Raw genomic sequence first — 643 nt, 5'->3', positions numbered from 1 at the left:
AGCAGTTTGTAAGATACCTATGGCATCATTACCATTGTTTATAGCTTGACCTAAAGTGGCTGCTTGTGAACGCAAAGAATCTGCTATCGCCATCCCTGAAGCATCATCTGCTGCGGAGTTGATTCTAAGACCTGAACTAAGTCTGCTTAAAGACTTATCCAGCTCTCTAGCATTAACAACTGAATTTGCATGTGCGTTTAATGCACCGATGTTAGTGTTTATCCTAAAACCCATTTTAAATCCTTTCAAAATATTGCATCGAAAAGATTAAAGCAAGAAGTGTTCCAAGTTTTAGTTTAATTAAAAATTCTAGAGTTTAAAATAAAAAAAGCCTAGTTTTAAAAACTAGGCTTGGATTTGTATATATTGCAGATTTTCAAACTACTGTAGCAATCTTAAAACATTTTGTTGAACAGAATTAGCCTGTGCCATAGCATAAGAACCACTTTGAGCTAAGATATTTGCTTTAGAGTAGTTTGCACTCTCACTTGCAAAGTCCACATCACGAATTTGTGATTCAGCTGCTTTAACGTTTACTTGAGTAACAGTAATGTTGTTTATCGTTGATGTAACTTGATTTTGCACTGAACCAATGTCAGCTCTGATTTGATCAAGATTTGTTATAGCCGTTTCAGCTATATCC

At 35.1% G+C, this 643-nt stretch carries 1 protein-coding gene and 1 pseudogene; both read right to left on the bottom strand.

Translation table 11 applies throughout. The features are described 5' to 3' along the window. A pseudogene (locus FBF10_RS08500) lies at window positions 1-234 on the bottom strand (flagellin); the annotation flags it as partial. A 147-nt stretch (window positions 235-381) separates the two neighbouring features. Further along, on the bottom strand, window positions 382-643 hold a 262-nt coding region (locus FBF10_RS08495; RefSeq protein ID WP_079852407.1), incomplete at its 5' end, for a flagellin.

The organism is Campylobacter sp. CFSAN093249 (genome assembly GCF_011067895.1).
Taxonomy (GTDB): Bacteria; Campylobacterota; Campylobacteria; order Campylobacterales; family Campylobacteraceae; genus Campylobacter_D; species Campylobacter_D jejuni.
This window is presented reverse-complemented; position numbering and strand designations above follow the sequence as displayed.